Here is a 26,878-nt window from a genome sequence, read left to right as displayed (position 1 = left end):
TATCGGCTCACCTCCATGGTGAATATAAGACAAATCCGAAATTACCCCGAGATCAACCCGATTTAACCGGAATTGACGTTTGATCCCCGTCAATTGCCGGCAGTCGGACTCAGGTCAGCGACGTATCGACGATGCGGCGCGGCGTTTCGATATATTCCTTCGACTGCATCTCGACGATTCGCGAGACCGTCCGCGCAAACTCGTTGGCCATCGGGCCTTCGACGTACAACTGTTCCGCCGGCACCGCCGCGGACATCAGCAGCTTGACCTTGTGGTCGTACAGCACGTCGATGAGCCACGTGAAGCGGCGCGCTTCGGACGCCATCCGCGGAGACATCTGTGGCACCTCGGACAGCACGATCGCATGGAAGCGGCTCGCCAGTTCGAGATAGTCGTTCTGCGAGCGCGGGCCGCCGCACAGCGTCGCGAAGTCGAACCAGACGACGCCGTCCGCCTTGCGCAGCGCCTTCAGCTCGCGCTTCTCGATGTGCAGGAGCGGGCTCTCGTCGGGCACCGCCGCGAGCTTGCCGAAAGCATGGCGCAATTCGCGATCGGCATCCGCGCCGAGCGGCGTGTGATACATCTTCACCTGCGCAAGCGTGCGCTGCCGATAGTCGACGCCCGCGTCGACGTTCAGCACGTCGAGCTTCTCCTTGATCAGCGCGATCGCCGGCAGCATGCGGTCGCGATGCAGGCCGTCCGGATACAGGTCGTCGGGATCGTAGTTGGACGTCATCACGAACTGCACGCCGTTGTTGAACAGGCGGTCGAGCAGACGATACAGGATCATCGCATCGGCAATGTCCGACACGTGAAACTCGTCGAAGCAGATCAGCCGGTAGCGCTTCGCGATGCGCCGGGCGAGTTCGTCGAGCGGATCGGCCTGCCCTTTCAGTTCCTCGAGTTCGCGATGCACTTCGCGCATGAACTCGTGGAAATGCAGGCGTGTCTTGCGCTGCACGGGCACGACCGCGTAGAAGCTGTCCATCAGGAAGCTCTTGCCGCGACCGACGCCGCCCCACATGTACACGCCGCGCGGGAGGTCGGGATGATTGATGAGCTTCTTGAATGCGTTCGAGCGGCGCGCCTTGTACTCGACCCACTCGTCGAAACATTGCTGCAGACGGTCGACGGCCGCGCGCTGCGCCGGATCGGACTGATAGCCGCGCGTGGTCAGTTCGCGCGTGTAGTATTCGGTGACGTTCATCGGGCAAACCGGAAAAAACGAAGGCGGACGGGAAACCCCGCCCGCCTTCGTCATGAGACGGCTGCGCCGGCCGAGAGCAGGCCGGCGCTATGTCGCGCTCAGCTGTTCAGCGAGCGCTTGTCGACGGCGAGCGCCGCTTCGCGCATCACTTCCGACATCGACGGGTGCGGATGGCAGATACGGGCGATGTCTTCCGACGCCGCCTTGAATTCCATCGCCACCACGGCTTCCGCAATCAGGTCCGACGCGTTCGCCGCGATCACGTGCACGCCGAGCAGTTCGTCGGTCTTCGCATCCGCGATCATCTTCACGAAGCCGTCCGGCGCGTTCATGCCGAGCGCACGGCCGTTGATCGAGAACGGGAACTTGCCCGACTTGATCTCGCGGCCTTCCGCCTTCAGCTGCTGCTCCGTCTTGCCGACCCATGCAATTTCCGGGTACGTGTAGATCACCCACGGAATGCAGTTGTAGTCGATGTGCGGCTTCTGGCCGTCGATCACTTCCGCGACCAGCACGCCTTCATCTTCCGCCTTGTGCGCGAGCATCGGGCCGCGCACCACGTCGCCGATCGCGTACACGTTCGGCACGGCAGTGCGGCAGTGGTCGTCCACGTCGATGAAGCCGCGCTCGTTCGCCTTCAGGCCGATCGCCTCGAGGCCGAGGTTGTCGGTGTTCGGCACGCGGCCGACCGACACGATCAGGCGGTCGGCGTCGAGCGTCTGCGCGTTGCCGTCCTTGTCCGTGTAGGCGATCGACACGCCGTTCGCGGTCGTCTTCACGTCGCCGATCTTCACGCCGAGATGGATGTCGAGGCCCTGCTTCTTGAACAGCTTGGCCGCTTCCTTCGCAAGCGCTTCGTCGGCCGCGCCGAGGAACGCCGGCAGCGCTTCGAGCACCGTCACTTCGGCACCCAGGCGGCGCCACACCGAGCCGAGCTCGAGGCCAATCACGCCTGCGCCGATCACGGCGAGCTTCTTCGGCACTGCGTCAAACGTCAGCGCACCTTCGTTGTCCGACACGATCTTGTTGTCGACCGGAATGCCCGGCAGGTGACGCGCCTTCGAACCCGTCGCGATGATCACGTTCTTCGCGGTGACGACTTCGGTTTCGCCTTCGCCGCTCACTTCAATCTGCACGCCGGCGTCGGTCTTGCCGGTGAACTTGCCGTGGCCCTTCAGCCAGGTGATCTTGTTCTTCTTGAACAGGAACTCGATCCCGCTCGTCATCTTCTCGACGATCGCGTCCTTGCGGCCGAGCATCTTCGCGACGTCGATCTTCACGCCGTCGACCGTGATGCCGTGGTCGGCCAGGTGATGCGACGTGTTCTCGAACTCTTCCGACGACGCGAGCAGCGCCTTCGACGGGATGCAGCCGACGTTCAGGCAGGTACCGCCGAGCTTCAGCGCGCCGGCCGGGTTCTTCCACTTCTCGATACAGGCAACGGTCTTGCCCAGCTGCGCGGCGCGAATCGCGGCGATGTAGCCGCCGGGGCCGGCGCCGATCACGACGACGTCAAATTCCTTGGACATGGCAATCCTTTCTACTTGTGCGCCCGCACGTCCGCGCGCGAGCGCGAACGTGCGGAGCGGGTCAATGCGGTGAGACTCGGCTTACAGGTCGAGCAGCAGGCGTGCCGGATCTTCCAGCGCATCCTTCATCGCGACGAGCGACAGCACGGCTTCGCGACCGTCGATGATCCGGTGGTCGTACGACAGCGCGAGGTAGTTGATCGGACGGATCACGATCTGGCCGTTTTCGACGACCGGACGCTCCTTCGTCGCGTGCACGCCGAGGATGGCCGACTGCGGCGGGTTGATGATCGGGGTCGACAGCATCGAGCCGAACACGCCGCCGTTCGAGATCGAGAACGTACCGCCCGTCATTTCCTCGATCGACAGCTTGCCGTCCTTCGCCTTCTGGCCGAACTCGGCGATCTTCTTTTCGATCTCCGCGAGGCTCAGTTGATCCGCGTTGCGCAGGATCGGCACGACGAGGCCGCGCGGCGAGCCGACGGCGATACCGATGTCGAAGTAACCGTGGTAGACGATGTCGTTACCGTCGATCGACGCGTTCACGAGCGGGAACTTCTTCAGCGCGTGCACGGCCGCCTTCACGAAGAACGACATGAAGCCGAGCTTCACGCCGTGTTCCTTCTCGAACTTGTCCTTGTACTTGTTACGCAGCTCCATGACCGGGGCCATGTTCACTTCGTTGAACGTGGTCAGGATCGCGTTGGTCTGCTGCGACTCGAGCAGACGCTCGGCAATACGCGCACGCAGGCGCGACATCGGCACGCGTTGTTCCGGACGGTCGTTCAGCCAGGTCGCAGCCGATGCCGGCACCTTCACTTCCGGCAGCGACGGCTTCGCAGCGGCCGCCTTGGCCGGTGCGGCAGCCGGAGCGGCCTTCGGTGCGCTGCCTGCTGCCAGCGCGTCGCCCTTCGTGACGCGGCCGTCGCGGCCCGAACCTGCGACGTCGCCTGCCGACAGGCCCTTCTCGGCGAGCAGCTTCGATGCTGCCGGCGATGCGGCGGCCGAGCTCGATGCGGTTGCGGCGGCCGGCTGTGCTGCCGGTGCGGCTGCAGCAGGTGCTGCCGCCGGCTTCACTTCGGCGGCGCCTGCCGCTGCTTCGGCGGCCCCTGCCTTCGCTTCGGTGTCGATCGTCGCGATGATCTGGTCGGCGACCACGGTGTCACCGTCGTTCTGCAGCACTTGCGCGAGCACGCCCGCGGCGGGTGCCGGCACTTCGAGCACGACCTTGTCGGTCTCGAGTTCGATCAGGATTTCGTCTTGAGCAACTGCTTCGCCCGGCTTCTTCTTCCACTGCAGCATGGTCGCTTCCGAAACCGACTCCGAAAGCTGGGGGACTTTGACTTCTACGATAGCCATGTGATTTTCCTGGATGCTTAATCTGGGTAATGACGAGGTTCGTGCGATTCCTTCAGCCGGTACGGCGCGCGACGCGCCCGGCGGGCCAAAAGAGACGGGAAAGCGCATCGCGCCTTCCCGTTTCGCTTCCGTCGGTTATTTCGCGATCGATGCGCTCTTCAGGCGGCCGAATGCACCTTCGATGAGGGCCTTCTGCTGCTCGTAGTGCTTCGCGTAGTAGCCAACCGCCGGCGAGGCCGAAGCCGGACGGCCGCTGTATGCCAGCTTCTGCCCTTCCTTCATGCCTTCCTTCAGATGGTGCTCGACGTAGAACCAGGGGCCCTGGTTCTGCGGCTCGTCCTGCACCCAGACCACTTCCGTCGCGTTCTCGTACTTCTTCATTTCGGCTTCGAACTGCTTGTGCGCGAACGGGTACAGCTGCTCGATACGGATGATCGCGACATCGTTCGCCTTCGCTTCGCGGCGATGCGCGACGAGGTCGTAATACACACGGCCCGAGCAAACCAGCACGCGCTTGACCTTCTTCGCGTCGATGCCGCCGTCGGTTTCGCCCAGCACCGGCTGGAACGAACCCTTCGCGAGTTCCGACAGGTCCGACACCGCTTCCTTGTGACGCAGCAGCGACTTCGGCGTCGCGACGATCAGCGGCTTGCGGAACAGGCGGATCATCTGGCGACGCAGCAGGTGGAAGATCTGCGCCGGCGTCGTCGGCTGGACGACCTGCATGTTGTGATCCGCGCACAGCTGCAGGAAACGCTCGATACGCGTGGACGAGTGTTCCGGACCCTGGCCTTCGTAGCCGTGAGGCAGCAGCATCGTGAGACCCGATACGCGGCCCCACTTCACTTCGCCCGACGAGATGAACTGGTCGATCACGACCTGCGCACCGTTGACGAAGTCGCCGAACTGGGCTTCCCACAGCACGAGCGTATTCGGCTCGGCGGTCGAGTAGCCGTATTCGAAGCCCAGCACTGCCTCTTCCGACAGCACCGAGTCGATCACCGTGAACTTCGCCTGACCGTCGGCGATGTTCTGCAGCGGCACGTACGTGCCGTCGTTCCAGCGCTCGCGATTCTGGTCGTGCAGCACCGCGTGACGGTGCGTGAACGTGCCGCGGCCCGAGTCCTGGCCCGTCAGGCGCACCGAGTAGCCCGATGCGACGAGCGACGCGAACGCGAGGTGCTCGCCCATGCCCCAGTCGAGCGGCTGGTCGCCGCGCGCCATGTTGCGGCGGTCGTTGATCACGCGCTCGACGAGCGGGTGGACCTTGAAGTTTTCCGGCACCGTCGTGATGCGTTCGCCGAGGCGCTTCAGTTCGGCGAGCGGCACGGCGGTATCGGCGGCGTCCGTCCACTTGCGGTTCAGGAACGGAACCCAGTCGACCGCGTACTTGCTCTTGTAGTTCGACAGGACCGGGTCGACCGTGTGGTGACCGTCGTCCATCGCCTTGCGGTACGCCTTCACGTAGTTGTCGGCGTCTTCCGCGGTGATCACGCCCTGCTGCACGAGCTTCTCGGCGTACAGCGCACGGGTGCCCGGATGCTGCGCGATCTTCTTGTACATCAGCGGCTGCGTGACCGCCGGCGTGTCCTGCTCGTTGTGACCCAGCTTGCGGAAGCAGACGATGTCGATCACGACATCCTTGTGGAACTGCATCCGGTAGTCGATCGCGATCTGGGTCGCGAGCACGACGGCTTCCGGATCGTCGCCGTTCACGTGCAGCACCGGCGCTTCGATCATCTTGACGACGTCGGTACAGTACAGCGTCGAGCGCGCATCGCGCGGGTCGGACGTCGTGAAGCCGATCTGGTTGTTGATGACGATGTGCAGCGTGCCGTGCGTGCCGTAACCGCGCGTCTGCGCGAGGTTCAGCGTTTCCATCACGACGCCCTGGCCCGCGAAGGCCGCGTCGCCGTGGATCTGCACCGGCAGCACCTGCAGGCCGTCTTCGTCGCCGCGACGGTCCATCCGCGCCTTCGCCGAACCTTCGACCACCGGGTTCACGATTTCGAGGTGCGACGGGTTGAACGCGAGCGACAGGTGGACCGGGCCGCCTTCCGTCGACACGTCCGACGAGAAGCCCTTGTGGTACTTCACGTCGCCGGCCGGCAGGTCGTCGACGTGCTTGCCTTCGAATTCGGCGAACAGGTCGGCCGGCATCTTGCCCAGCGTATTGACCAGCACGTTCAGACGGCCGCGGTGGGCCATGCCGATGATGATTTCCTGCACGCCGCGCTTGCCCGCGTGCTGGACGACTTCGTCCATCGCCGCGATGAAGCTTTCGCCGCCTTCGAGCGAGAAGCGCTTCTGGCCGACGTACTTGGTATGCAGGTAGCGCTCGAGGCCTTCGGCGGCCGTCAGGCGATTGAGGATGTGCTTCTTCTCGTCCGCCGAGAAGTTCGGCGTCGCGCGGATCGACTCCAGGCGCTCCTGCCACCAGCGCTTCTGCTCCGGATCGCTGATGTACATGTATTCGGCGCCGATCGTGCCGCAGTACGTGTCGCGCAGGCCCTTGACGATGTCACGCAGCGAAGCCTGGTCGAAACCGAAGTACAGGTTGCTTGCGCTGTACGTCTGGTCGAGGTCGCCTTCGGAGAAATCGTAGAACGCGGGTTCGAGCTCGGGAATGGCGGGGCGTTCGCGACGCTTCAGGGGATCCAGGTTGGCCCATTGCGAGCCGAGGAAGCGATACGCGCTGATGAGGGACTGCACGTGCACTTGCTTGCGCGCCGCAGCCAGATTGGTGGTGCTTTCGCGCGGGATGAAGGCATTGGCCTTCGCGCGCTCGGCGAACGATTCGACGATCGGGAAGTGAGCGACGTCATTGGCGTTCGAACCGTCGGTTGCAGGAACGTTCTGCAGCGCGTCGAAATACTCTCGCCAGTTCTCCGGCACCGATGCCGGATTGTTGAGGTATGCATCGTACAGTTCTTCAACGTACGAAGCATTGCCGCCGAACAGATAGGAGTTCAGCTGAAACTGCTTCATTACATCTGACATTTTACGCTCACCTTTCTTCGAGCTTCTCGAGAAATAGCGGGTTACTCAACCTTCCGCGACACGGCCTGACCGTTTAGCGGATTGCGAATCAAGTCTTGCTTGGAAGGACCTAAAACTTGCGTGCGCGCAGCATATCACAGAACCGATACCGGAGTTCACGGCGAGATGTGCCCGAAAGCGCCGCGCAGCGGGGTTTCGCCGGATTGCCACGACCCGCGGGAACAGTGTCTTGCAGATAACCCGATTGCCCGTCGCACGGATGCAAAAAAGGCTGCCCGGGGGCAGCCTTTTTCGTCATGCGCGGAAACAGCCGAACTTAGTCGACCGCGCCTTCGCGGCTCGCGCGGCGACGCTCGTGCTCCTTCAGGAAGCGCTTGCGCAGGCGGATCGACTGCGGCGTCACTTCGACGAGCTCGTCGTCGTCGATGAATTCGACCGCGTATTCGAGCGACATCTGGACCGGCGGCACGAGGCGCACGGCTTCGTCGGTACCCGACGCACGCACGTTGGTCAGCTGCTTGCCCTTGATCGGGTTCACGACGAGGTCATTGTCACGGCTGTGGATGCCGATGATCATGCCCTCATAGAGCGCGTCGCCCGGCTTCACGAACATGCGGCCGCGATCCTGCAGCTTCCACAGTGCGTAGGCCACGGCAGCGCCGTCGTCCTGCGAGATCAGCACGCCGTTACGGCGCTCGAAGACCGAGCCGTCCTTGACCGGTGCGTACGAGTCGAAGATGTGGCTCATCAGGCCCGTGCCGCGCGTGAGCGTCAGGAATTCGCTCTGGAAGCCGATCAGGCCGCGGGCCGAGATCCGGTATTCCAGACGCGTGCGGCCGCGGCCGTCCGACGCCATGTCGAGCATCTCGCCCTTGCGGCGACCGAGCTCTTCCATCACGCCGCCCTGGTGCTCGTCTTCGACGTCGACCGTCAGCAGCTCGTACGGCTCGTGGCGCACGCCGTCGATTTCCTGCATCACGACGCGCGGACGCGACACGGCCAGCTCATAGCCTTCACGACGCATGTTCTCGACGAGAATCGTCAGGTGCAGTTCGCCGCGGCCCGACACTTCGAACACCGTTTCGTCGCCGGTGTCCTTCACGCGCAGCGCGACGTTGTGGTTCAGTTCCTTCATCAGACGGTCGCGGATCTGGCGGCTCGTGACGAACTTGCCTTCACGGCCGGCGAGCGGCGACGAGTTGACGAGGAAGTTCATCGTCAGCGTCGGCTCGTCGACGGTGATCATCGGCAGCGCTTCCGGCGTGTCCACCGCGCAGATCGTCGCGCCGATGCCGACGTCTTCGATACCGTTGATCAGCACGATGTCGCCCGCTTCGGCCGATTCGACCTGCACGCGCTCGAGGCCCGTGAACGACAGCACCTGGTTGATCTTGCGGTTCAGCACCTCGCCTTCCGGCCCGAAGCGCATCGCGACCGGCTGGCCCGGCTTGATGCGGCCGCGCGTGATGCGGCCGACGCCGATCCGGCCGACGTACGTCGAATAGTCGAGCGACGTGATCTGGAGCTGCAGCGGCGCGTCCGGATCCGCCGGACGGACCGGCACGTGCTCGAGGATCGCCTCGAACAGCGGGCGCATGTCGCCTTCGCGCGCGGCCGGGTCGAGCGACGCATAGCCGTTCAGGCCCGATGCGTAGACGATCGGGAAGTCGAGCTGCTCTTCGGTTGCGCCGAGCTTGTCGAACAGGTCGAAGGTCTGGTTGATCACCCAGTCGATCCGCGCGCCCGGGCGGTCGATCTTGTTGATGATGACGATCGGCTTCAGGCCGAGCGCGAGCGCCTTCTTCGTGACGAAGCGCGTCTGCGGCATCGGGCCCTCGACCGCGTCGACGAGCAGCAGCACCGAGTCGACCATCGACAGCACGCGCTCCACCTCGCCGCCGAAGTCCGCGTGCCCCGGCGTGTCGACGATGTTGATGTGCGTGCCTTCGTACTCGACCGCGCAGTTCTTCGCGAGAATCGTGATCCCGCGCTCTTTTTCGATGTCGTTCGAGTCCATTACCCGCTCCGCAATCTGCTGGTTCTCGCGGAAGGTGCCGGACTGGCGAAGCAGTTGGTCGACGAGCGTAGTCTTGCCGTGGTCGACGTGGGCGATGATGGCGATATTGCGAAGGGCGCGGGTCATAGAAACCTGGAAATCGTTTGAACGCGCAAAAGCGCCCGCTCGTTTTTCACGGGCGCGCGCATTGCAGCTTGGAAAGCCATAAATTATAGCACGTCAGAATGTCGGCAGCCGGCGAATACGCTGCAACGCAACAAGCCGGCCGGCTCGCCCTCCTCCTCAAACGCGCCGATCGGTCGTGGCCCGCGCGGCCGGCCCGCGCCAAAACCTTATTGGGATAAGGGATTTTCGGCGCACGAAGCGCGCCCTTTGCCGTTCGATTAACATTTGCCGCGGCAAGCAACTGTGCCTATACTGCTGCCTAGTCAACTATTGCAGCTTCAGCGTTTTATGTCGGATTCTTCTACCCAACCGCCCGTTTCGCCGCTGTCCTCGTATCAGATGAACGACAGCGTCGGTTATCTGATGTCGCGCGTGAAGTCGGTGATGACCAACCTGGTCACGCAACGCACGCAGGAAGAGCTCGGCATCACGGGCACGCAGGCGAGCATGCTGTTCATGATCGCGGTCGGCAAGTGCTCGACGGCCGCCGAGCTCGCCCGCGAATACGGGATCGATGCAAGTGCGGTCACGCGCCTGCTCGACCGGGTCGAGAAACGCGGCCTGCTGTCCCGCGTGCGCAGCGTCGAGGACCGGCGCGTCGTCCGCCTCGAGCTGACCGACGAAGGCCGTGCGCTCGCCGAACGCCTGCCGCCGATTTTCCGCAGCGTGCTCGACCAGGTGCTGGACGGGTTTACGCCGGAGGAAGTCGGGTTCCTGAAGAGCATGTTGCGCCGCATTCTCAGCAATTACTGCGAAACCGCTGGCGCCAGCATCACGTAATAGTTGCCATAACAATTACTTTTGACAGATTAATGTAAGGAAATCCTTGCAGTGTCCATCATTCATTCCGAGTCAGGGATCAGCGCGATGAAATCCTCCCCGTTGTCCGTGCGCGCCGGGTCGTGCCGCGCCGTCGTCGCCGCTGCGGTCGCCGCACTGGCGCTGGCGGGCTGCGCGAACTACATCGGCATCAAGAGCGACAAGCAGATCGCCCCCGCGTCGCAATTCGAATCCGCGCAGAGCCTGCCGGCCCAGGGCGGCCAGTGGCCGGCGCTCGACTGGGCCGGCCAGTTCGGCGATCCGCAGCTGCCGAAGCTGATCGACGAAGCCCTGCAGGGCAATCCGTCGATCGCGCAGGCGCAGGCACGCATCGCCAAGGCGTCGTCGTACATCGAATCGTCGCGCTCGAACCTGATGCCGAAGGCGGAAGCCAGCTATTCGTGGACGCGTGAACTGTATTCGTCGAACGCACTGTTCCCGCCCCCGTACGGCGGCCAGTGGTACAGCGAAAACAACGCGCTCGCGAGCGCGTCGTGGGAACTCGACCTGTGGGGCAAGAACCGCGAACGCCTGCACACCGCCGTATCGCAGGAAAAGGCGGCCGAAGCCGACATGCAGCAGGCGCGCATCACGCTCGCGTCATCGGTCGCGCGCACCTACAACTCGCTCGCGCAGCTCTATGCGCTGCGCGATATCGCCCAGCGCGAGATCACCAATCGCGAGACGGTCGGCAAGATTACCGACGGCCGCGTGTCGGCCGGCCTCGACACCAACGTCGAACGCCAGACGGCTCGCGGCAACATCGCGACGACCCAGGCTTCGCTGTCGGACCTCGACGGCCAGATCACGTCGGTGCGCTACCAGCTCGCCGCGCTGCTCGGCAAGGGTCCGGATCGCGGGCTGCAGATCGCCGTACCCGTGATGAACCCGACCGGCGAAGTCGCGCTGCCCGGCAACCTGCCGGCCGATCTCGTGTCGCGCCGCCCCGACATCGTCGCCGCGCGCTGGCAGGTCGAAGCCGCGATGCACGACGTGAAGGAAGCGAAGGCCGAGTTCTATCCGGACGTGAACCTTGCGGCCGGCTTCGGCTTCGATGCGTTCGGCTGGGGCAAATTCCTGAACTTCGCGAGCCGTCAGGCACAGTTCGGCCCGGCGATCCATCTGCCGATTTTCGACGCCGGCGCGCTGCGCGCGCAGCTCAAGGGCCGCTACGCGGACTTCGACCTGTCGGTCGCGAACTACAACCAGACGCTGATCAGCGCGCTGAACGACGTCGCGACGCAGGTCGCGTCGATCCGCGCGATCGATCGCCAGATGGGCGATGCGCAACGCGCGCTCGACGCCTCGACGCGCGCGTACGACCTCGCGGTCATCCGCTACAAGGCGGGCCTGTCGCCGCAACTGCAGGTGCTGACCGCGGACAGTAACCGCCTCGCGTCGGAGCAGACGGTGACCAACCTGAAGATGCGCCGACGCGACATGCAGCTCGCGCTGATCAAGGCGCTCGGCGGCGGATTCGATGCGACCGGCACGCCGCTCGCCGCGCCCGATACCGGCAAGCCGACAAAACAGGCCGCCAACTGATCCGGCGCCACCACTACGCAGACACTCGAAATAACGGACGGAGAAAATCGCCATGAGCGACCAACAAAACGCCGCCAGCGCGCAGCCGCAGAACAACGGCAAGCGCAAACGAATGATGACGCTGCTCGTCGCGGTCATCGTGATCGCGGCCATCGCATACGGCCTGTACTACTTCCTCGTCGCCCGCTTCCATGAAGACACCGACGACGCCTACGTGAACGGCAACGTCGTGCAGATCACGCCGCAGGTGACGGGCACCGTGATCGCGGTGAAGGCGGACGATACGCAGACGGTCAAGGCAGGCGATCCGCTCGTCGTGCTCGACCCGGCCGACTCGCAGGTCGCGCTGCAGCAGGCGGAAGCCAACCTGGCGCAGACGGTGCGCCAGGTGCGCGGCCTGTTCGTCAACGACGACCAGTACCGCGCGCAAGTCGCGCTGCGCCAGTCCGATCTGTCGAAGGCCCAGGACGACCTCCGCCGCCGCATGGCCGTCGCGCAGACGGGCGCCGTGTCGCAGGAAGAAATCTCACACGCACGCGACGCGGTGAAGGCCGCGCAGGCGTCGGTCGACGCCGCGCAGCAGCAGCTCGCATCGAACCGCGCGCTGACCGCGAACACGACGATCGCATCGCACCCCAACGTATTGGCCGCGGCCGCGAAGGTTCGCGACGCCTACCTCGCGAACGCGCGTAACGTGCTGCCGGCGCCGGTCACCGGCTACGTTGCGAAGCGCTCGGTGCAGGTCGGCCAGCGCGTGTCGCCGGGCAACCCGCTGATGTCCGTGGTGCCGCTGAATGCCGTCTGGGTCGACGCGAACTTCAAGGAAGTCCAGCTGAAGCACATGCGCATCGGCCAGCCGGTCGAAATGACGGCCGACATCTACGGCTCGTCGGTCACGTATCACGGGAAGGTCGTCGGTTTCTCGGCGGGCACGGGCTCGGCATTCTCGCTGCTGCCGGCACAGAACGCGACCGGCAACTGGATCAAGGTCGTGCAGCGCCTGCCGGTGCGGATCGAACTCGACCCGAAGGATCTCGACAAGCATCCGCTGCGCATCGGCCTGTCGATGCAGGTCGACGTGGACATCAAGGACGAACGCGGCGACCAGCTCGTCAACGCGCCGAACACCGTCTATGAGACCAACGTGTTCGCGAAGTACGGTGACGAAGCCGACGCCGAAATCGCGCGCATCATCGCCGAGAACGCCGGCGGCAACGCGACGGCACCGGTCGCGGCGAAGCAGAGCAGCGCCGCGAAAATGATGTAACCGTTCCGACTCCGGAAAGACAACCGACATGGCACAGGCTCCCGTCTCCTACCCGCCCTTGCAGGGCGGGCAACTCGTACTCGGGACGATCGCGGTATCGCTCGCGGTGTTCATGAACGTGCTCGACACGTCCATCGCGAACGTCGCGATCCCGACCATCTCGGGCGACCTCGGCGTGTCGTCCGACCAGGGCACATGGGTCATCACGTCGTTCGCGGTCGCGAACGCGATCTCGGTGCCGCTGACGGGCTGGCTGACCGACCGCTTCGGACAGGTCCGCCTGTTCCTCGCGTCGATCATCCTGTTCGTCATCTCGTCGTGGATGTGCGGGCTGTCGCCGAACCTGCCGTTCCTGCTCGGGTCGCGCGTGCTCCAGGGCGCGGTCGCCGGCCCGATGATTCCGCTGTCGCAATCGCTGCTGCTGTCGAGTTATCCGCGCGCGAAGGCGCCGATGGCGCTCGCGCTATGGTCGATGACGACGCTGATCGCACCCGTCGCGGGCCCGATCCTCGGCGGCTGGATCTCGGACAACTATTCGTGGCCGTGGATCTTCTACGTGAACATTCCGGTCGGCATTGCCGCCGCGCTCGCCACGTGGTCGATCTACCGCACCCGCGAATCGACGGTGCGCCGCGCGCCGATCGACGGCGTGGGGCTGGCGCTGCTCGTGCTGTGGGTCGGCTCGCTGCAGATCATGCTCGACAAGGGCAAGGATCTCGACTGGTTCGCATCGACGACGATCGTCGCACTGGCGCTGATCGCGGTCATCGCGTTCGCGTTCTTCGTGATCTGGGAACTGACCGCCGAACACCCCGTCGTCGACCTGTCGCTGTTCCGCATGCGGAATTTTACGGGCGGCACGATCGCGCTGGCCGTCGGCTATGGACTCTACTTCGGCAACCTCGTGCTGCTGCCGCTGTGGCTGCAGACCCAGATCGGCTACACGGCAACCGACGCCGGTCTCGTGATGGCGCCGGTCGGGCTGTTCGCGATCCTGCTGTCGCCGCTGACCGGCAAGTTCCTGCCGCGCACCGATCCGCGCTACATCGCGACCGCCGCGTTCCTGATCTTCGCACTGTGTTTCTGGATGCGTTCGCAGTACACGACGGGCGTCGACGAATGGTCGCTGACGTTGCCGACACTCGTGCAGGGTATCGCGATGGCGGGCTTCTTCATTCCGCTCGTGTCGATCACGTTGTCCGGCCTGCCCGGCCACCGCATTCCCGCGGCATCGGGCCTGTCGAACTTCGTGCGGATCATGTGCGGCGGCATCGGCACGTCGATCTTCCAGACCGCGTGGGATCACCGCAACAATTTCCATCATGCGCAGCTGGTCGAGCAGGCGAACGTGTACAACCCGACGTTCAACCAGGCCGTCACGCAGATGGGCAACCTCGGGCTGACACAGAACCAGGCGCACGGGCTGATCAACAATCTGGCCACGCAACAGGCCGCGCAGCTCGGCGTGAACGACCTGTTCTACATCTCCGCGGTGATCTTCGTGCTGCTGATCGGACTGATCTGGATCACCAAGCCCGAACGCGCGGGCGGCGGCGACGCCGGTGCGGCCGCATCGGCCGCGCACTGAGCAAGACCCGCCAGCGCATCAAACAAAAAGCCCGGTCGTTCGACCGGGCTTTTTCCATTCGGACACCGCGCACGCGCGTGCGCCATTGCGTCACGCTGCCGTCACGACGAGCCGTTCCGGCGCGAGCACGCCATTCGCCTTGCGTGCGACGCCGAGCAACCGCGTTGCGTCGTACACGCGCACGCGCTCGCCATCGGCCGCCGCGACTGGTGCGAGTTCCGACAGCGGCAGACGCTGGCCGTGCAGAAACCGCTTCGCGGACGCTTCATCGAGACGAACGGCCGGAAACGTCGACAGCAATGCATCGACCGGTTGAAGCCATGCATCGCGAGCCGACTCGGCCGCATCCGACAGCGCATCGAGCGTCACCGCATGCTCGAGCGTCAGCGCGCCGACACCCGTGCGACGCAGCATCGTCAGATGCGCGCCGCAACCGAGTGCCTCGCCGATATCCTCCGCCAGCGTGCGAACGTAAGTGCCTTTACTGCAGGTCACGCGGAACGTCACGTCAGGCAGGTCGCACGCGAGCAGGTCGAGTGCGAGGATGGTCACGTTGCGCCCCTCGCGCTCGACGGTTTGCCCGGCGCGCGCATATTCGTACAGTGGCTTGCCGTCGCGCTTGAGCGCCGAATACATCGGCGGCACCTGCACGATCTCGCCGGTGAAGCGCGCAAGCGCGGCTTCCACCGCCGTGCGATCGCATTCGACGGGCCGCGTGTCGATCACGTCGCCTTCCGCGTCGCCGGTGGCCGTGCGTTGGCCGAGACGCATCGTCGCCTCGTAGGTCTTGTCCGCGTCGAGCAGATCCTGCGAGAACTTCGTCGCCTCGCCGAAGCACAGCGGCAGCAGGCCGGAAGCCAGCGGATCGAGCGTGCCGGTGTGGCCGGCTTTCTTCGCGAGCAGCAGGCGCTTGGCGCGAATCAGCGCATCGTTGCTCGACAGGCCGACCGGCTTGTCGAGCAGGAGGACACCGTCCAGCACGCGCCGGGGCACGCGCGGACGTTGGGGTGCTGCATTCGTCATAGGCCGGTCGAGCTCAGTCGTCCTTGGCGGCCGCGTCGGCCTCGTCGTCCTTCGCGCGTGTCGAGTTCGCTTCCTTGATCAGACGCGACATCTCCACGGCCTTCTCGATCGTCTGGTCGTAGTGGAAATGCAGCGTCGGCACCGTATGGATGTGCAGACGCTTGAACAACAGGTTGTGCAAGTGACCCGACGCGTGGTTCAGCGCTTCCTGCGTCTTGGCCGGATCGCCGGTCAACGCGGTGAAGTAGACCTTCGCGTGTGCGTAATCCGGCGTGAGTTCCACGCTCTGGATGGTCACGATGCCGATGCGCGGATCCTTGACCTCGCGCATGATGAGCTCCGACAGATCGCGCTGAATCTGGTCAGCGATCTGCACGTTGCGATTGGGGGAAGTGCGTTTCCTGGACATGATCGATCCGTGATCCGTTTATCAGGATGAAGCGGCGGCCAATGTAGGCACGCCACCATGAAAATGGGCGGGACAGGCCCAAGCCTGCCCCGCCCATGAGCCGATGCGCGAGGGTTACAGCGTACGCGCGACTTCGGTCACTTCGAAGACTTCGAACTGGTCGCCTTCGATGACGTCGTTGAAGTTCTTCACCGACATACCGCACTCGAAGCCTTGCTTCACTTCCTTCACGTCGTCCTTGAAGCGCTTCAGCGATTCGAGTTCGCCCGTGAAGATCACGACGTTGTTGCGCAGCACGCGTACCGACGACGAGCGCTTGACGATGCCGTCCGTGACCATACAGCCTGCGACCGTGCCGACCTTCGGTACCTTGAAGACCTGGCGCACTTCGACCATGCCGGTGATGACTTCGCGCTTCTCCGGCGCCAGCATGCCCGACATCGCCGCCTTCACCTCATCCACTGCGTCGTAGATGATGTTGTAGTAGCGGATATCGATGCCGTTCGCTTCGGCCAGCTTGCGTGCCTGTGCATCCGCACGCGTGTTGAAGCCGATGATGACGGCCTTCGATGCCGTTGCGAGGTTGACGTCGTTTTCGCTGATGCCGCCCACCGCGCTGTGCACGATCTGCACGCGCACTTCGTCGGTCGACAGCTTGAGCAGCGACTGCACGAGTGCTTCCTGCGAACCCTGCACGTCCGCCTTGATGATGAGCGGCAGGTTCTGCACTTCGCCTTCGCCCATCTGCTCGAGCATGCTTTCCAGCTTCGCGGCCTGCTGCTTCGCAAGCTTGACGTCGCGGAACTTGCCCTGGCGGAACAACGCGATTTCACGCGCCTTGCGCTCGTCCGGCAGCACGATCACTTCCTCGCCCGCGCCCGGCACTTCCGACAGACCCTGGATTTCGACCGGGATCGACGGGCCGGCTTCCTTCGTCGGCTTGCCGTTTTCGTCGAGCATCGCACGTACGCGGCCGTAGGCCGTACCCGCCAGCACGATGTCGCCGCGGTTCAGCGTACCGGACTGCACGAGGATCGTCGCGACCGGGCCCTTGCCCTTGTCGAGCTTCGCTTCGATCACGATGCCCTTGGCCGGCGCTTCGATCGGTGCCTTCAGTTCCAGCACTTCGGCTTGCAGCAGCACGTTCTCGAGCAGATCGTCGATGCCTGCGCCCGTCTTTGCCGAAACCGGCACGAACGGCGAATCGCCACCGTATTCTTCCGGCACGACGCCTTCCGCGACCAGCTCCTGCTTGACGCGATCGGGGTTCGCTTCCGGCTTGTCGATCTTGTTGATCGCGACGACGATCGGCACGCCACCCGCCTTCGCGTGGGCGATGGCTTCCTTCGTCTGCGGCATCACGCCGTCGTCGGCTGCCACCACCAGCACCACGATGTCGGTCGCCTTCGCACCGCGTGCACGCATTGCCGTGAACGCTTCGTGACCCGGCGTATCGAGGAACGTGATGACGCCACGCGGCGTGTCGACGTGATAAGCGCCGATATGCTGCGTAATGCCGCCCGCTTCGCCCGCGGCAACCTTCGCGCGGCGGATGTGGTCGAGCAGCGAGGTCTTGCCGTGGTCGACGTGACCCATCACCGTGACGACCGGCGGACGCGGCAGTTGCTCCGCATCGGTGCTGGTTTCGCCTTCGACGAGCAGCGCTTCCGGATCGTCCAGCTTCGCGGCAACCGCGCGGTGACCCAGTTCCTCGACGACGATCATCGCCGTTTCCTGGTCCAGCACCTGGTTGATCGTGACCATCTGGCCCATCTTCATCATCACCTTGATGACTTCGGAGGCCTTGATCGACATCTTGTGTGCGAGATCGGCAACCGACACGGTTTCCGGCACGTGCACTTCACGGACGATCGGCTCGGTCGGCGCCTGGAACGACGATGCGCTGTCCTGATGACGGCCGCGACCCTTCGGGCCGCCGCGCCAGCCGCGGTCGACGCCGCCGCTCGAATCGCCGCGCGTCTTGATGCCGCGACGCTTCGACGCGTCGTCCTGCCAGCCGCCCTTGCCTGCGCCCGGCTTCTTGTTGCGATCGCCCGCACCGGCCGGCGCCTGCGTCGTGGCCGGTGCCGCACCGGCCGGCTTCTTCACAGCCGGACGCGCCTGCGCACCTTCCGGCTTGGCCGGCTTGTGCAGCGTGCCCTTCGCTTCGGCCGGCTTCGGCGGCTCGACCGGCTTCGGCGGCTCGACTGCCTTGACCACGGCCTTGCGCGGCGTGTTCATCATTTCGCGAATCGCACGCGCCTCGGCTTCTGCCGCCGCACGACGCTTGCTGATCTCTTCCTGCTCGGCGCGCGCCTTGTCCGCCGCCTCGCGGGCAGCGTCTTCGGCCTTCTTCGCCGCTTCGCGCTGTGCCGCACGTTCGGCAGCTGCGCGTGCTTCGTCCTGCGCGGACTGCGTAGGCGCCGCTTCCTGCTCGGCTGCAGCCGCCTGCTGCGCGACCGCCTGCTGCTGTGCCGCTGCAGCTTCGGCCGCGGCACGCTTCGCCGCCGCCTCTTGCTCGGCGCGACGGCGCTCGGCTTCAGCTGCTTCCTCGCGGGCACGGCGTTCCGCTTCCTCGCGCTCGAGGCGTTCCTGACGCTCGCGAAGTTCCTGCGCCTGCTTCTCGAGCAGCTCGGCCTCGCGGCGCGCCTCTTCCTCGCGACGCTTCAGTTCTGCATCGTCGTCCGCTTCGGCGACCTGCGCCTGACCCTGTTCCGCACCCTCGCTCACGTCGTCGCGCTTGACGAACGTACGCTTCTTGCGGACCTCGACCTGAATGGTGCGAGCCTTGCCCGTCGCGTCAGATTGCTTGATCTCCGACGTATGCTTGCGGGTCAGCGTGATCTTGCGCTTGTCGCCGTCGGTTGCGCCATGCGACTTGCGCAAATGATCGAGCAGACGCGCCTTGTCCGTTTCGGACAGCGCATCGTCTTCACTCGCTTTCTGGACGCCCGCTGCCTGCAGCTGTTCGAGCAGCACACCAGCAGGCATTTTCAGTTCCGCGGCAAATTGGGCTACGTTGTTACTCGCCATTCATTCCTCTTAGTGCAAGGACCGATTCCTTGCGGTTAGCATCGGGTCAGGCCATACGGCCGCCATCAAATCAGTGCGCCATGGTCATTTCTCACTGGAACCAATGTTCACGTGCTTTCATGATCAACGCCTTAGCGGCATCCTCTTCCATTCCGGTCATGTCGACCAGTTCATCTACAGCCAGTTCGGCGAGATCGTCGCGCGTCTGCACGCCGTGTTCGGCCAGCTTCGCGAGCAGCTCCGGCGTAATGCCGTCGAGGCTCTTGAGATCCAGCGCTGCGTTCTCGACCTTTTCTTCGTTCGCGATGGCCATCGTCAACAGCGCGTCGCGTGCGCGGTTGCGCAGTTCGTGCACGGTGTCCTCGTCGAACGCTTCGATTTCGAGCATTTCGTTGAGCGGCACGTACGCGATCTCTTCCAGGCTCGTGAAGCCTTCGTCGATCAGGATGTCGGCAACTTCTTCGTCGACGTCGAGACGCGCCATGAACAGCGCACGCAGCCGGTCGCGCTCTTCACCCTGCTTCAGGGCGGATTCGTCCGGCGTCATGATGTTGATCTGCCAGCCGGTCAGTTCGCCTGCGAGGCGAACGTTCTGACCACTGCGGCCGATCGCGACAGCCAGCTCGTTCTCGTCGACGACGACGTCCATCGAGTGCTTTTCTTCATCGACGACAATCGACTGGACAGCTGCCGGCGCGAGCGCGCCGATCACGAACTGGGCGGGATCCTCCGACCATAGCACGATGTCGATGTTTTCGCCACCGAGCTCGTTGCGAACGGCCTGCACGCGGGAACCGCGGATGCCGACGCAGGTGCCGATCGGATCGATCCGCTTGTCGTATGCGATGACGCCGATCTTCGCGCGCACGCCCGGGTCACGGGCAGCCGCCTTGATCTCGAGCAGACCCTGCTCGATTTCCGGCACTTCCATCTCGAACAGCTTCATCAGGAACTCGGGCGCGGTACGCGACAGCTCGATCTGCGGGCCGCGCGCGGTGCGGTCGACCTTCGCGATGTAAGCACGCACGCGGTCGCCCACGCGCAGGTTTTCCTTCGGGATCAGCTGATCGCGGCGCAGCAGCGCCTCGACACGGCCCGATTCGACGATGAAGTTGCCTTTGTCCAGGCGCTTCACCGTACCCGTCATGATCTTTTCGCCGCGCTCGAGGTAATCGTTCAGGATCTGCTCGCGTTCGGCGTCGCGCACCTTCTGCAGAATCACCTGCTTGGCGGCCTGCGCACCGATGCGGCCGAACTCGATCGACGGAACCGGCTCCTCGACATACTCGCCGACTTCGACGTCGGGCTTCTGCTCACGTGCTTCGAACAGCAGGATCTCGCGATCCGGCTCCTGCAAGCCTGCCTCGTCGGGTACGACGAGCCAGCGACGGAAGGTTTCGTGCTCGCCGCTTTCGCGATCGATATGGACGCGGATTTCGGCGCCTTCGTCGAACAGCTTCTTGGAAGCGGACGCGAGCGCAGCCTCGAGGGCGCCCAGCACCACATCCTTGTCGACGTTTTTCTCGCGCGCCAGCGCATCCACCAGCATCAACACTTCGCGACTCATTATTTGCGGCTCCTAAAGTCAACTTGCGGAATCAGGCGGGCTTTGTCGATATCGGCCAGCGTGAAATCCAGCATGGCTGCCTCGCCCTTCTTCCTCTCAAATTCCAAACCGATCGTTTCGCCATTCGGCGCGTGCAGAATGCCCCGGTACGTCTTGCGCCCGTCCAGCGGCTTTTTCAAGGTCACGGAGACTTCACTGCCGGCGAAGCGCTCGAAGTCGGCCAGCTTCTTCAACGGGCGGTCGAGCCCCGGAGACGAGACTTCGAGCCGTTCGTAATCGATGTTTTCGACCGTCAAGACGTGCTGGAGCTGACGCGTGACCTTTTCGCAATCTTCGAGCGAGATGCCGGCAGGCTGATCGATATAGATGCAAAGCATGCCGCGCCCGGTGCGCTCGAGATCCACCAGCTCGTAGCCGAGCCCGGTGACCGTGGTTTCTATCAGTTCCGTCAGTTGCACTGTGTCCTCTCAGGTGTTCGCGCCCGCCGCTCGCGATTCACCCGCGGGCGCGCGCCTTAGCCGGCGCAGGAAGCGCTACCCGAGATGCCTAACCGTTTCAGCAAAAAAAAATGGGCGGAACGCCCATCTTCTATTACTGGTGGTCGCACCTGAGCCGCACATTGAATCCGTACGCCCAGCGACTCCGCGATTATAGCGATTTTTGGCGCAAACGCCAAGCCAGACGGTAAAAGCAGCGTGTTGTCCGCCTTTACGAACCCGAAAATGCGAAATCGGGCTGCGCCGGATCGACCGGCGCCGTCATGGCGCGCCGGCTGCGATGCAGCCGCGCGACATATGGACAGTCGAAATCGACGAACGCAAGGCGTTACGCCGACGAGGCCGGCCGGGTGCCGATTCCATCGGCATGCAGGCGAAGACATCGCGCCGCCGCATGCCCGGCGCTCAGCGGCTACGCGTGCGGCTGCGCTGCGGACGCTGGCCGCCGCGCGGACCGCCGCCGCTCCCGGCGCCGTCTACACGATTGCCGTTCGGGTTGCGATTGCCGCCCTTGCCGCCGCCGCGCTTGGGGCCTGCGCTGTCGCGCTTGGGACCGGCTCCGTACGACGCGCGATTGCCATCGACGTCGCCGCGGCCACCCCCCACGCGATTGCCGTCGCGACCACCACCCATACGGTTGCCGTCACGGCCGCCGCCGGCACGATTGCCGTAGCCCGACGGCGCAACCGGCAGGCTGCCGTAGCCGCTCAGACCCGGCAGGCCCGGGCCGCCGCGCCGACCGCCGCCACGACGCGGCTGATCCAGCTGCCCGTGCGTCGTCAGCACCGGCTCACGGCTGATGAAGCCCATCGACGTCTGCATCGGATCGGGCTGGCGACGCTCGGCCTGGCCGGCACCGCCGCGCTTACCCTTTTCCTCGGACGGCGCCTTCAGGCCGACGGTCGCCATCAGCTTGCGCACCTGTGCGTCGTCGAGCTCCTCCCAGCGGCCGCGCTTCAAGCCGCGCGGCAGCGGAATCGGGCCGTGACGCGTACGAATCAGCCGGCTCACCATCAGGCCGACCGCCTCGAACATCCGGCGCACTTCGCGGTTGCGGCCTTCGGCCAGCGCGACGTGATACCAGTGGTTCGTGCCCTCGCCGCCGCCGTCGCGGATGCGCAGGAAGTTCGCCGGGCCGTCGTCGAGCTCGACGCCGTGCAGCAGCTTCTGCCGCATGCCTTCGGCCAGTTCGCCGACGACGCGCACCGCGTACTCGCGCTCGACGCTGTAGCGCGGATGCATGAAGCGGTTCGCGAGGTCGCCCGACGTCGTCAGCATCAGCAGACCTTCGGTATTGAAGTCGAGGCGGCCCACCGCAAGCCATTTCGCCGTCTTCATCGGCGGCAGGCGGTCGAACACCGACGGACGGCCTTCCGGATCCGCGTGGCTGACGATCTCGCCCGTCGGCTTGTGATACAGCAGCACGCGCGGCGGCTTGTTCGGCAGCTTGCGCTTGACCGGCTTGCCGTTGATCCGCACCTGGTCGGTCGGCATGATGCGCTGGCCGATATGGGCGGGCTCTCCGTTCACCGACACGCGGCCGGCGACGATCAGCTCTTCCATTTCGCGGCGCGAGCCCATGCCCGCTTCCGCCAGCACCTTGTGGAGCTTCGGCGCATCGTCGTCCGGCGATAGCACGCGCTTGTTCGCCGGCTGGTTGCGGCCGCGACGCAGCATCGGCGCACGCACGCCGCTGCCGCCCGCGGAATTGTCCGCGTCGAATGCCGGCGACGTCACGTAGGCGAACAATTCGTCCTGGGACGCATCGCCTTCCGGCTTCGCCGCACCGCCTTCAGCCTTCGACGCGCCGCCGCGACGACCCTGGCCGCCCGAGGCGCCCTGGGCTTTTGCCGCGCCTTCACGCTTGCCGGCCGGCTTGCGACCGCCCTTGGCCGCACCTTCCTTGCGCGGCGCACGCGCCGGTTGCTGTGCGTCAGCGGATTCGGCCGGCTGCACGTCGGCACCTTCGCCGCCTTGCGGCTCGCCTTCGGCGCCCTTCGATTTGGCCGCCGCGCGCCGCCGCGCGATCAGGCTGCGCGGGCCTCGCCGCAGACCGCGGCGGGGACGCTCGTCGCCACCCTCGGCCGAAGCGCCCTGCTCCGGTGTCTCGTCGGCACGCGCTGCCTGCACGGCAGGCGCGGACGATTCAATATCGTGGATATCTGTCAAAACAACCTCAAAATGTCAGGTCTCGCGCCCGGCGCGGGCGCGGCAAGAAGTTGGCCGCGATCAGGCGCGACGCTGTTCGGGTTCTGCTTCGTCGTCCGGCAGCGCGTCGGCACCGATGGGTGCACTGGCGCTTCGTACGGCATCGGCAAGACTGTCGGACGTGTCGTCCAGCATCTCGCCGTCCGCGGGACGGGAACGGGAGGCGTCGGCCTGGCTAGCCTCGCCGGGCATGTCGCCGGCCGCTTCCGCTCCGTCTCCGGCAACCGCTTCGGCAGCCGGCTTGCGATCTTCCTCGCTCCAATCCGCGCGCAGCGACTCGGGCTGCACGCCTGCCGGCACTACTTCGGCGCCAGCCTGTTCCAATGGTTCCGTTTGCCCGCGATCAGCCTCGAGCGTATCGCGACTCGCGATTTCCTGCGTCGACGCGACGTCCGCCGCGGGATCATCCGGCCATTCCGCCGATTGACCGGCGGCCGCCTCATCCGCTTGCGGCGTATCGCCCGCTGCGTCGCCGGCAACCGGCACGCCCTCGTCGAAATCCATCGCCTGCTGCGCCAGCAGCGCCGCCTCGATGTTCGCCGCCGGCTCTTCGAGCGCCGGCAGGTCGTCGAGGGCCTTCAGGCCGAGGTCGTCGAGGAACTGCTTGGTCGTCGCATACAGCGCCGGGCGCCCCGGCACGTCGCGATGACCGATCACCTCGATCCAGCCGCGATCCTCGAGTTGCTTGACCACCTGCGTATTGACCGTGACACCGCGAATCTCTTCGATATCGCCGCGCGTGACGGGTTGCCGGTACGCGATGATCGCGAGCGTTTCGAGCACCGCACGCGAATATTTCGGCGGCTTCTCGGGATGCAGGCGATCCAGATAGTGACGCATCGCCGGCTTGCTCTGGAAGCGCCATCCGGTCGCCAGCGCCACCAGTTCGACGCCGCGGCCGGACCAATCCTGTTTCAGATCTTCGAGCAACGTGCGGACCGTGTCAGCCGACACGCCGTCGGCAAAGAGCTTGCGCAAATCGCCGAGTTTCAGCGGTTCCTGCGCGCAGATCAAAGCAGTCTCGAGGACGATCTTCGCCTCTTGGGTATTCATGCAGCTAGGCCAGACCCTGTGGTCAAACGAACCGGATCAACAAACAGACGAAAGGAACGGAAGACGCGCTCGCCCGATTCTGATCGGTCATATTGATGGGAGCACGAACCGGGGGCGGCGAACCAACTTCAGGCCAGGCCCAAACCGGACGGAACAGCGCGGCTCAACGACGGAACCGCGTGACTGAGCGCCATATTACGCAAAATTGCCCGGTGCGTAAAGATGAGCGGAGCGCGCCGCCACCGGGCCGCCGACTCCGCTCCGGCCCCGCTTCAGCGGGGGGTCGCACCGCGCGCGAGGAAGCGGCGCAGCCGCTCGACGCCCGCATCGAGCCGCGCCGGATCGCAGGCATAGCTCCAGCGCACGAACCCTTCCCCCTCCGGGCCGAAAGCGCGCCCGGGCGCAAGACCGAGCCCCGCGTCGCGCACCAATGTCTTGCAGAACGCCAGGCTGTCGGCCGCGCCCGGCAGACGCAGGAACAGGTACATCGCGCCCGGCGGAGGCGGCACCTCGACGCCCGGCAGCGTGCGCAGCGCGGCCACCAGGTGATCGCGCGCATCGCGCAGCGCCGCGGCGAACGACTGGACGAACGGTTCGCCGTCGCGCAACGCGACTTCACCCGCGGCCTGCACGAAGCCCGGCGCGCACGACGTGTTGTATTCGACGAGTTTCGAAAGATCGTCCATCACCGCTGCCGGCGCAACGAGCCACCCCAGGCGCCAGCCCGTCATCGCCCATGCTTTCGAGAACGAATTCACGACCACGACGCGCTCGTCGCGCGACGCGATATCGAGGAACGACGGCGCGCCGCCCGCGCCGAACGCGAGCCGCTCGTACACTTCGTCGGCAACCAGCCAGATGCCGTGGCGGCGGCAATGGGCAAGCACGGCTTGCTGGTCGTCGCGCGACATCGTCCAACCGGTCGGATTGTTCGGGGAGTTGATCAGCAGCATCCGCGTATCGGGCGTCAGCGCCGCGAGCAGGCGCCCGACATCGAGCTGCCAGCCCGCATCGCCATAGCCGAGCGGCACGCATTCGACCTGCGCGCCGAGGATCTTCGGAATTTCGACGAGATTCGGCCACAGCGGCGTGACCGCGACGACGCGCTCGCCCGGACCGACCAGCATTTGCGCGGCCAGCATCAGTGCGCTCACGCCCGAACTCGTCACGGCCACGGCATCGGCCGCCGTTGTACCATGACGCGCGCTGACGTAAGTCGCGATCGCGTCGCGCAGCGGTGCGGTCCCGAGGTTGTGCGTATAGAAGGTCGCGCCATCGCGCAGCGCGGCGGCCGCCGCGTCGCGGATGAAATCCGGCGTCACGCGATCGGATTCGCCGAACCAGAACGGCAGCATGTCGGGTACGCCGAAGCCGGCGTTGGCCACTTCCCGGATCAGCGACGGACGCAACGCGTGCACCGCGTCGCGCGCTGCCGGCGCACCGGCTACCGGATGAGAATCTGCGGAATGCACCATCGAGTACCGCCATCGAGGAACACGATCCGCGTAGTGTACCGGCCCGCGAGCCGCACCGGCACGCGTCGATGCGCGCTGGCGCGCGTCAGTCGAGATCCTCCGCCCTCGCCGGCATCTGCCGCACGAGCTCCCAGATCGCCTGCGCCGCGGGGGACAGCGACCGGTCGCGGCGGCGCACCAGCTCGACCGTACGCTCGGTGCGCGGCGTGAGCGGCCGCGCGACGAGCGTCGAACCGGCAGGCAGCGGCAGCGACAGCCACGGCTGCACGCTTACGCCGACACCGGCCTCGACGAGTCCGAATACGGTCGCAGAATGCCCGAGCTCCTGCATGACCGTCGCATTGACGTGATGGGCGGCCAGCGCGGCATCGATCAGCGGCCGGCTTCCCGACGCGTGATCGAGGAGGACGAGACGCTCGCCGTCCAGTGCCGTCCAGGGCACCTCGGCACGCGCCGCGAGCGGATGGTCGGCGCGCGCGACCAGGCAGAACGAATCGGTCATCAGCGATTCGCAGACGAGATCGGCAACCGCGAGCGGCCCGATCACGACGCCGAAATCGACCTCGCTCGATTTCACCTTGCGCAGCACGTCGCTCTGCACGTCGTCGCGCAGGCCCAGCGTCACGAACGGAAACTGGCGCTCGCACGACGCCACCACGCGCGGCATCAGCCGGCATGCGATCGTCGGGCTGGCCGCGACGATCACGCGCCCGCGGCGCTGCTCGCCAATCTCGCGAATCTCGCGCAACGTGTCGTCGAGATCGTCGAGCAGGCGCGACACGCTCGCGATCAGGTTCGCGCCGACGTCGGTCAGTTGCACGTCGCGCGTCGTGCGGTCGATCAGCTTCAACCCGAGCTCGGCCTCGAGCTCGCGCACGCAGCGGCTGACTGCGGACTGCGTGAGCCCGATCTCGTCGCCCGCGCGACTGAAGCTCTTGAGCCGCGCGACCTCGATGAACACGCGAAGCTGGCGCAGCGTGACGTTCATTTCCCGACCTCATCAATCGTCGATATCGATGCGCGATTCTAATGCGTGAATCCGGCCTCGATGTGCGAATCAGGCACCGGTTCCACATGTTTCGCTGCGGTGCAATACGTGCGCAAACGCACGTAGCGC

Annotated in this window: 18 protein-coding genes; 4 read left to right on the top strand and 14 right to left on the bottom strand. The window is 65.2% G+C overall.

Translation table 11 applies throughout. From position 1 onward, the window contains the following. Window positions 1-109: 109 nt before the first annotated feature. The 5 genes from zapE to typA all read right to left on the bottom strand — a co-directional run bounded on the left by zapE (window position 110) and on the right by typA (window position 9,238). On the bottom strand, window positions 110-1,207 hold the full coding sequence (gene zapE, locus WJ16_RS07320) for a cell division protein ZapE (protein ID WP_069256485.1): 1,098 nt from the start codon (window positions 1,205-1,207) through the stop codon (window positions 110-112). Window positions 1,208-1,305: 98 nt separating this feature from the next. After that, window positions 1,306-2,736, bottom strand: a complete 1,431-nt coding sequence (lpdA, locus tag WJ16_RS07315; RefSeq protein WP_069256484.1) for a dihydrolipoyl dehydrogenase — start codon at window positions 2,734-2,736, stop codon at window positions 1,306-1,308. Window positions 2,737-2,817: 81 nt separating this feature from the next. Continuing rightward, complete coding sequence (gene odhB / locus WJ16_RS07310) at window positions 2,818-4,095, bottom strand: 2-oxoglutarate dehydrogenase complex dihydrolipoyllysine-residue succinyltransferase (protein WP_069256483.1); 1,278 nt, start codon at window positions 4,093-4,095, stop codon at window positions 2,818-2,820. A gap of 135 nt (window positions 4,096-4,230) precedes the next feature. Further along, window positions 4,231-7,095, bottom strand: coding sequence for a 2-oxoglutarate dehydrogenase E1 component (locus WJ16_RS07305; RefSeq protein WP_069256482.1), 2,865 nt, complete (start codon window positions 7,093-7,095; stop codon window positions 4,231-4,233). A 316-nt stretch (window positions 7,096-7,411) separates the two neighbouring features. Further along, complete coding sequence (typA, locus tag WJ16_RS07300) at window positions 7,412-9,238, bottom strand: translational GTPase TypA (protein ID WP_069256481.1); 1,827 nt, start codon at window positions 9,236-9,238, stop codon at window positions 7,412-7,414. Between the two features lie 327 nt (window positions 9,239-9,565). On the opposite strand from typA, the gene WJ16_RS07295 reads away from it, so the two are divergent. From WJ16_RS07295 to WJ16_RS07280, 4 genes are all read left to right on the top strand, one after another. Beyond that, window positions 9,566-10,057: a MarR family winged helix-turn-helix transcriptional regulator gene (locus WJ16_RS07295; RefSeq protein ID WP_069256480.1), complete on the top strand. Its 492-nt coding sequence runs from the start codon at window positions 9,566-9,568 to the stop codon at window positions 10,055-10,057. Between the two features lie 87 nt (window positions 10,058-10,144). Further along, entirely contained in the window at window positions 10,145-11,641 is a 1,497-nt protein-coding gene (locus WJ16_RS07290) for an efflux transporter outer membrane subunit (RefSeq protein WP_069256479.1), read from the top strand. A 52-nt stretch (window positions 11,642-11,693) separates the two neighbouring features. Beyond that, the gene (locus tag WJ16_RS07285; protein WP_069256478.1) at window positions 11,694-12,908 is read left to right on the top strand and encodes an HlyD/EmrA/EmrK family protein; all 1,215 of its coding nucleotides are present in this window, start codon (window positions 11,694-11,696) and stop codon (window positions 12,906-12,908) included. Window positions 12,909-12,936: 28 nt separating this feature from the next. Next, window positions 12,937-14,496: a DHA2 family efflux MFS transporter permease subunit gene (locus WJ16_RS07280; RefSeq protein WP_069256477.1), complete on the top strand. Its 1,560-nt coding sequence runs from the start codon at window positions 12,937-12,939 to the stop codon at window positions 14,494-14,496. Window positions 14,497-14,586: 90 nt separating this feature from the next. On the opposite strand, the gene truB is transcribed toward WJ16_RS07280, so the two are convergent. From truB to WJ16_RS07235, 9 genes are all read right to left on the bottom strand, one after another. Continuing rightward, window positions 14,587-15,519 (bottom strand): tRNA pseudouridine(55) synthase TruB, encoded by a 933-nt coding sequence (truB, locus tag WJ16_RS07275; protein ID WP_069256476.1) that lies wholly within the window; start codon window positions 15,517-15,519, stop codon window positions 14,587-14,589. Window positions 15,520-15,532: 13 nt separating this feature from the next. After that, complete coding sequence (rbfA, locus tag WJ16_RS07270) at window positions 15,533-15,928, bottom strand: 30S ribosome-binding factor RbfA (RefSeq protein ID WP_069256475.1); 396 nt, start codon at window positions 15,926-15,928, stop codon at window positions 15,533-15,535. Between the two features lie 114 nt (window positions 15,929-16,042). Next, window positions 16,043-18,961 carry a translation initiation factor IF-2 gene (infB, locus tag WJ16_RS07265; protein WP_069256474.1) on the bottom strand — a complete coding sequence of 973 codons (2,919 nt, stop codon included), beginning with the start codon at window positions 18,959-18,961 and terminating at the stop codon, window positions 16,043-16,045. Window positions 18,962-19,052: 91 nt separating this feature from the next. Continuing rightward, window positions 19,053-20,528 carry a transcription termination factor NusA gene (nusA, locus tag WJ16_RS07260; RefSeq protein WP_006476166.1) on the bottom strand — a complete coding sequence of 492 codons (1,476 nt, stop codon included), beginning with the start codon at window positions 20,526-20,528 and terminating at the stop codon, window positions 19,053-19,055. After that, window positions 20,528-20,986 carry a ribosome maturation factor RimP gene (rimP, locus tag WJ16_RS07255; RefSeq protein WP_014897219.1) on the bottom strand — a complete coding sequence of 153 codons (459 nt, stop codon included), beginning with the start codon at window positions 20,984-20,986 and terminating at the stop codon, window positions 20,528-20,530. Before rimP ends, nusA begins: the two co-directional genes overlap by 1 nt. Before the next feature lie 444 nt (window positions 20,987-21,430). After that, window positions 21,431-23,194: a 23S rRNA pseudouridine(2605) synthase RluB gene (gene rluB / locus WJ16_RS07250; RefSeq protein WP_069256473.1), complete on the bottom strand. Its 1,764-nt coding sequence runs from the start codon at window positions 23,192-23,194 to the stop codon at window positions 21,431-21,433. A gap of 60 nt (window positions 23,195-23,254) precedes the next feature. Beyond that, window positions 23,255-24,286, bottom strand: a complete 1,032-nt coding sequence (scpB, locus tag WJ16_RS07245; protein WP_069256472.1) for an SMC-Scp complex subunit ScpB — start codon at window positions 24,284-24,286, stop codon at window positions 23,255-23,257. A 272-nt stretch (window positions 24,287-24,558) separates the two neighbouring features. Next, window positions 24,559-25,761: a pyridoxal phosphate-dependent aminotransferase gene (locus WJ16_RS07240; RefSeq protein ID WP_069256471.1), complete on the bottom strand. Its 1,203-nt coding sequence runs from the start codon at window positions 25,759-25,761 to the stop codon at window positions 24,559-24,561. 85 nt (window positions 25,762-25,846) lie between these two features. Beyond that, entirely contained in the window at window positions 25,847-26,749 is a 903-nt protein-coding gene (locus WJ16_RS07235; protein WP_069256470.1) for a LysR family transcriptional regulator, read from the bottom strand. Window positions 26,750-26,878 lie beyond the last annotated feature (129 nt).

The organism is Burkholderia metallica, from assembly GCF_001718555.1.
Taxonomy (GTDB): domain Bacteria; phylum Pseudomonadota; class Gammaproteobacteria; order Burkholderiales; family Burkholderiaceae; genus Burkholderia; species Burkholderia metallica.
This window is presented reverse-complemented; position numbering and strand designations above follow the sequence as displayed.

Excerpts from the sequence above, each read along its gene's own strand:
- truB (WP_069256476.1), bottom strand. The coding sequence starts at position 15,519 with ATGACGAATGCAGCACCCCAACGTCCGCGCGTGCCCCGGCGCGTGCTG.
- WJ16_RS07235 (WP_069256470.1), bottom strand. The coding sequence starts at position 26,749 with ATGAACGTCACGCTGCGCCAGCTTCGCGTGTTCATCGAGGTCGCGCGG.
- WJ16_RS07305 (WP_069256482.1), bottom strand. The coding sequence starts at position 7,095 with ATGTCAGATGTAATGAAGCAGTTTCAGCTGAACTCCTATCTGTTCGGC.
- WJ16_RS07240 (WP_069256471.1), bottom strand. The coding sequence starts at position 25,761 with ATGGTGCATTCCGCAGATTCTCATCCGGTAGCCGGTGCGCCGGCAGCG.
- rbfA (WP_069256475.1), bottom strand. The coding sequence starts at position 15,928 with ATGTCCAGGAAACGCACTTCCCCCAATCGCAACGTGCAGATCGCTGAC.
- WJ16_RS07295 (WP_069256480.1), top strand. The coding sequence starts at position 9,566 with ATGTCGGATTCTTCTACCCAACCGCCCGTTTCGCCGCTGTCCTCGTAT.
- scpB (WP_069256472.1), bottom strand. The coding sequence starts at position 24,286 with ATGAATACCCAAGAGGCGAAGATCGTCCTCGAGACTGCTTTGATCTGC.
- infB (WP_069256474.1), bottom strand. The coding sequence starts at position 18,961 with ATGGCGAGTAACAACGTAGCCCAATTTGCCGCGGAACTGAAAATGCCT.
- odhB (WP_069256483.1), bottom strand. The coding sequence starts at position 4,095 with ATGGCTATCGTAGAAGTCAAAGTCCCCCAGCTTTCGGAGTCGGTTTCG.
- lpdA (WP_069256484.1), bottom strand. The coding sequence starts at position 2,736 with ATGTCCAAGGAATTTGACGTCGTCGTGATCGGCGCCGGCCCCGGCGGC.
- zapE (WP_069256485.1), bottom strand. The coding sequence starts at position 1,207 with ATGAACGTCACCGAATACTACACGCGCGAACTGACCACGCGCGGCTAT.
- WJ16_RS07285 (WP_069256478.1), top strand. The coding sequence starts at position 11,694 with ATGAGCGACCAACAAAACGCCGCCAGCGCGCAGCCGCAGAACAACGGC.
- WJ16_RS07290 (WP_069256479.1), top strand. The coding sequence starts at position 10,145 with ATGAAATCCTCCCCGTTGTCCGTGCGCGCCGGGTCGTGCCGCGCCGTC.
- nusA (WP_006476166.1), bottom strand. The coding sequence starts at position 20,528 with ATGAGTCGCGAAGTGTTGATGCTGGTGGATGCGCTGGCGCGCGAGAAA.
- WJ16_RS07280 (WP_069256477.1), top strand. The coding sequence starts at position 12,937 with ATGGCACAGGCTCCCGTCTCCTACCCGCCCTTGCAGGGCGGGCAACTC.
- typA (WP_069256481.1), bottom strand. The coding sequence starts at position 9,238 with ATGACCCGCGCCCTTCGCAATATCGCCATCATCGCCCACGTCGACCAC.